General features: G+C 40.0%; 6 protein-coding genes and 2 pseudogenes. All 8 read right to left on the reverse strand.

All coding sequences use genetic code 11. The features are described from left to right. Nucleotides 1-184 precede the first annotated feature (184 nt). The gene (locus HZC12_10230; GenBank protein MBI5027082.1) at nt 185-553 is read right to left on the reverse strand and encodes a DUF2019 domain-containing protein; all 369 of its coding nucleotides are present in this window, start codon (nt 551-553) and stop codon (nt 185-187) included. A 76-nt stretch (nt 554-629) separates the two neighbouring features. After that, nucleotides 630-983, reverse strand: a complete 354-nt coding sequence (locus HZC12_10235) for a DUF2019 domain-containing protein (GenBank protein ID MBI5027083.1) — start codon at nt 981-983, stop codon at nt 630-632. Between the two features lies 1 nt (nt 984). Then, nucleotides 985-1,716: pseudogene (locus HZC12_10240) on the reverse strand (RHS repeat-associated core domain-containing protein). Between the two features lie 55 nt (nt 1,717-1,771). Next, nucleotides 1,772-2,284 carry a barstar family protein gene (locus HZC12_10245; protein ID MBI5027084.1) on the reverse strand — a complete coding sequence of 171 codons (513 nt, stop codon included), beginning with the start codon at nt 2,282-2,284 and terminating at the stop codon, nt 1,772-1,774. 4 nt (nt 2,285-2,288) lie between these two features. Next, the gene (locus tag HZC12_10250) at nt 2,289-2,696 is read right to left on the reverse strand and encodes a hypothetical protein (protein ID MBI5027085.1); all 408 of its coding nucleotides are present in this window, start codon (nt 2,694-2,696) and stop codon (nt 2,289-2,291) included. A gap of 192 nt (nt 2,697-2,888) precedes the next feature. Then, nucleotides 2,889-3,083, reverse strand: a pseudogene (locus HZC12_10255) (RHS repeat-associated core domain-containing protein). Nucleotides 3,084-3,102: 19 nt separating this feature from the next. After that, nucleotides 3,103-3,933, reverse strand: a complete 831-nt coding sequence (locus HZC12_10260) for a hypothetical protein (protein ID MBI5027086.1) — start codon at nt 3,931-3,933, stop codon at nt 3,103-3,105. 112 nt (nt 3,934-4,045) lie between these two features. After that, nucleotides 4,046-4,343 (reverse strand): hypothetical protein (locus HZC12_10265; protein ID MBI5027087.1); only part of this gene is annotated, 298 nt, incomplete at its 5' end.

Genomic DNA, 4,343 nt, shown 5'->3' on the forward strand with positions numbered 1-4,343 from the left:
CTTTGTAACTTTCCTAAAGCCTCTCCCCCCGCAGTACTCGTTGCAGCTTCATCCAGGAGATTGGTTGAAGATTTAAGTGATAACCTATAGCCACCTATAGCCAAACTCCGAATAGGCAACAACACGAAGATATTTCCAAGCGGTCCGAACATGGTGTCCAGGTCTGGCCAAGAAATGTTCTATATTAATCCTCAAGCTTCCATGTGCCCTCTTCCCATCGTTTTATTGCCTCACTTGCCCCAAAACCGATTAAACCTGGTATTTTTGCTATCTCTTTTAATACTGCCATAGCCTCATTAGTTTTATACTTCATAAAATTCAGCAAAAAAGCAGCAGCCATTTCCCTAACCCCTAAATCTTCGTGTTTAAGTAACTTTGAAAGTGCCTCTTTGCCTTCACTTCCGAACCCACAAAGTTTCTTAAAACATTGGATGTATTTTTTAGCATATTTGTTACCTGCTTTGTGATCTCCAGCCATAATGGCTTCATTTTGTTTAATTACAGATTCAGCAAACTGCAATACGAGTTTATCTATGTTCTTTTTGTTTACCATATTCCTTTCGATACATTTTCCATAGCTTTTAATCCGAATTGATGTTGTGCTTACAGGCTGTGAAGATCAGACCCTTTCATTCGTCAAGATGCCAAGTACCTTCTTCCCAACGCTTAATGGTTTCACTAGCATCAAGACCAATTAGGCCCTGAATCTTGCTCAATTCCCTAAGAATACGAAGAGCCTCCTCCGTTTTGAACTTCAACAGATAAGCTGCGGCCGCTACTCGAACTCCGAGGTTTTCATGGTTGAAAAGTGTCGCTAGTTCTTCCCTTCCCGCATCGCCAAGTTGACGTAATTTCCTAAAACAGTCAATACGCTTATTAGCATATTTGTTACTAAGCTTAGCATCGCCGTCCATTATCGCCTGATTCTGACCAATCGTGGCCTCAGCAAACTGTTCAACCAGCTTTTTCGCGTTCAAACCCATTTTACCATAATCCTTTCGAAACCATATCTATAGCCTTTAAACCAAACTGGTATTGTGTCTCGAATGATTGTCTGGACAGCCATTCCCGAACGGTCATTGTCGTGGAACCTGTGATGAACTCTCTCTTAGATGAATATAACGCATTCAAGCTCTGGTTTAATTGTTCTGGTACTTTAATTGCGTTACTTGTATTATGAATCGCTTCAGGACCAAATTTGGCTACATTGCCAGGTGTTTGTTCCACTATATGATGCCACTGCATCCCCTCGCCCGCTCGCCCAAAAGTCCCTTTGAATCCGCTATAGGATTTAAATCCCTTTACAGGTACACTCAGAGGCAAAAGCACAAATTCAACTGCTTTTTCTTGCTCTGTGTATTCCTGGCCTCTGAAGTCCCTGCCAAATTGTATGGCATTTATGCTGCTATAACCAAAAAACTCTCCAACTCTAATGAATGCTTCACTTAAAACAATCTTCTGTCCCCATTCACGCAATGTCTCCAAGTGTTCGACTGAAAATAGTGTATAACTATTTGCCAGCTCATCGGTGTTATAGTCAGGCTCCATGCCCCATTTCCCTGTCGGGTCTACATACCTTAGCGGATTATTCAGGGTATAAGAGTAGCGATTCAGAGTCTGAGGGTTTGTATAGCCGGGCTCTACAACATCGGGTGATATAAATTTACAAAGAACAGGGTCGTAATACCTTGCTCCATAGTAATAGAGGTTGGTCTCGCTGTCAAGGACATGAGCCCACCTACGAGGTGGGACTTACGTCTCGTACTTTTCTCTAATCATCTATTTCTATTTTTGTTTGCTTTAGCCGAAGTTGAAATGTCTCAGCTACTTCAGGTTCGTATTGAAAAATAATATGGAATGGAACCGCAGGGCGAGGTTGTTCCTTATCATTTTCCCTCGAAATTGCCCACTCCTCCGCAATATTTTTAAGGATGTCAATAAATCTTTGCAATTCTTCATCACTTTCTTTGCTGAGAATTTCATTTGCCTGTGAGATAAGAAAAATATAAGCATTCCCTTTTAGCCACTCCAAATCCGATAAACATTCATCGAAAGCATCCCAGTTTTCGCCAAAGTAGTACGGAAATTGAAGTGCAGAAGCAAATTCATCAAAGAGACCCGATTTCGTTGTGCACCGTTTCCCACGTAAGACACGAACAACAGCCACTGCCTGAGATATAAGGTAATTCGAAAAATTATCGACTTCTCTCTCTGAACATTTAACTAAATGTATCCAGGGCTTCTTAGGAGAAAGTAAATTCTTAATATCTAATAGTTCTTGCATATGCTTAAGGTGTAATTTCAACAAAAGTTTTATAATGATCGGGTGTATACCATGCTCTACCAGTACTCTCATCAATTACTATCCGTTCTGCTGTTCGACTTTGACCAGAAACATAGGGATCAATATCATATTCTCGATATTTTCCACCTTGGGGCAACTTTCCTTCTCTGTTTTGAAATATTCTACCTCCCTTGTAACCTTGTGGCGGTACACCTTTAGTTTTGATATGTTTGAACACATTGGTTGCTTTTGTAATTCCCTTTACTCCAACCTTCCCCACCCCTCCCAAAAACAAGAAAGGCACATCTCCATAGGTCTGGGGGACAAAGACATCCAGGGCTGATGCTCCAAGGACATTGATGAAGGCTGCTACAGGATAGCCTGCCTGGAGCTTAGCCTCAGCCCTTTGCATTAAATAGCTATGCCCCCATGATACCCAGGAAGCCCAGGGTAGAGGAGTGGCTGCTAATCTGACTATTTCAGATAGGGAATCTCCACTGTAAGGCCCAGAGACTATGCCTGACAGAGCAGTATCTTGTAACTGGGGGAGTCCTTCAAAGTAGTACGGCCTTGGATAATAATAAATGTCTATGTAAACCTCAGGTTGATAACCAGTCGGATCTGTATACCTTAAGGGGTTGTTCAGGACGTAGCTGTAACGATTCAGAGCTTGAGGATCAGAATAGTCAGGCTCTATTGGGTCAGCGCTTATAAATTTTGAAAGAACAGGGTCGTAATACCTTGCTCCATAGTAATAGAGATTGGTTTCACTGTCAAGCTCCTGGCCTGTGATCTCTATAACCTATGTCTAAATAGAACTACCAAACCACTTCGGGTCTCCCAGGCAAAATAATAGGTGCAAAATATTTGTCAAGCTTCATCAGTTTTTCCTTAAAACCGGATTTTCCAAAATCAAGAAATGATTCCGTAAGTTGGATGTATCCTCCACCTCCTGGCAATTCCTCAACTAAAAATGCAGGTGCTTCTTTCTGAACTTTTTTAATTCCTCCAAGCTTTATGATGTGATTAACATTCAAGAAATTTCCCCAGTAAGCTTTTCGGATATATTCGGTATAAACTTTAGATTCTTTACAATAAAAACCAAGCTCCTTTTCCCACTTTTGAGTTTTTCCTGAGGAAAAATCACCCCACATGATACGGGGAATGGCTTCTATCTCAGATAAAACTTTGTCATAATTTTCATCAACAAAAATTAATCCATAATGACATCCTATAATTGTCGAGGCCCATTTGAAAAATTTTTCAATCGGGCCTTTAATGTAAGGAAAAAGGAACACACAGTCAAAACAAAGCGGATTGTTGTTTTTCCAAAAGTCATACAAATCAATTACAGCTCCTAAAATGTAATGTTTTTTCTCCCCCAGAATGATTTCCGGGCCATGTAATACCACCCTTGAATGTTTTTTTTCGGTAGCTATATCTAATTCTCTAATCATTCCTTCACGTAAATATCTTTTTTTCTTTGTTCTTTTTTCTTCATCCGCAATGGTGAAATAATAATTACATGCCACATCAGTATTTACTTCTTGATAAAGTTTATCACATAAATTTAATACAATTTCTTTTTTGTATGGAACCAATTCTTTTAAAAAATAGCCTCTATAACCTATGTATATTAAATTACTCATAACCAAAAAATGCATTAATTTGCAAAGTACAATAAAGCAGAGCATTACCCTGCAACCTTGAAGAGGATGCTCTATATTATTCAGTATCCCCCTTGGGATAAGCTTTATGTATTTATTTGGTATAGTATATTATCTTTCCTTCCCATTTACCACCATACACCCTTTCAGCCGCCTTCATATAATCTCGTAATTGGCTTTCTCCTATTTGAGAGCCAGATGGTTTTAATTCATAGACTGTTTTATTAGCTAAATCAATAGCATCTGGTCTCAGCCCTGTTCCTGGTATGGCCTCATTTGTGATCATCCCTTGCTCTTGCGCCCACTTATAGAATTCATTATGCTTTTCCATACCCACACGGATCGCTTCTCTTGTCTTTGGATTTGCCGCACCCTTTGCCCCCTCAACCGCC

Source organism: Nitrospirota bacterium (assembly GCA_016214385.1).
Classification (GTDB): Bacteria; Nitrospirota; Thermodesulfovibrionia; order UBA6902; family JACROP01; genus JACROP01.

Bases quoted from the DNA above. Each gene is read 5' to 3' on its own strand.
- HZC12_10230 (MBI5027082.1), bottom strand. From the start codon at position 553: ATGGTAAACAAAAAGAACATAGATAAACTCGTATTGCAGTTTGCTGAA.
- HZC12_10235 (MBI5027083.1), bottom strand. From the start codon at position 983: ATGGGTTTGAACGCGAAAAAGCTGGTTGAACAGTTTGCTGAGGCCACG.
- HZC12_10245 (MBI5027084.1), bottom strand. From the start codon at position 2,284: ATGCAAGAACTATTAGATATTAAGAATTTACTTTCTCCTAAGAAGCCC.
- HZC12_10250 (MBI5027085.1), bottom strand. From the start codon at position 2,696: ATGCAAAGGGCTGAGGCTAAGCTCCAGGCAGGCTATCCTGTAGCAGCC.
- HZC12_10260 (MBI5027086.1), bottom strand. From the start codon at position 3,933: ATGAGTAATTTAATATACATAGGTTATAGAGGCTATTTTTTAAAAGAA.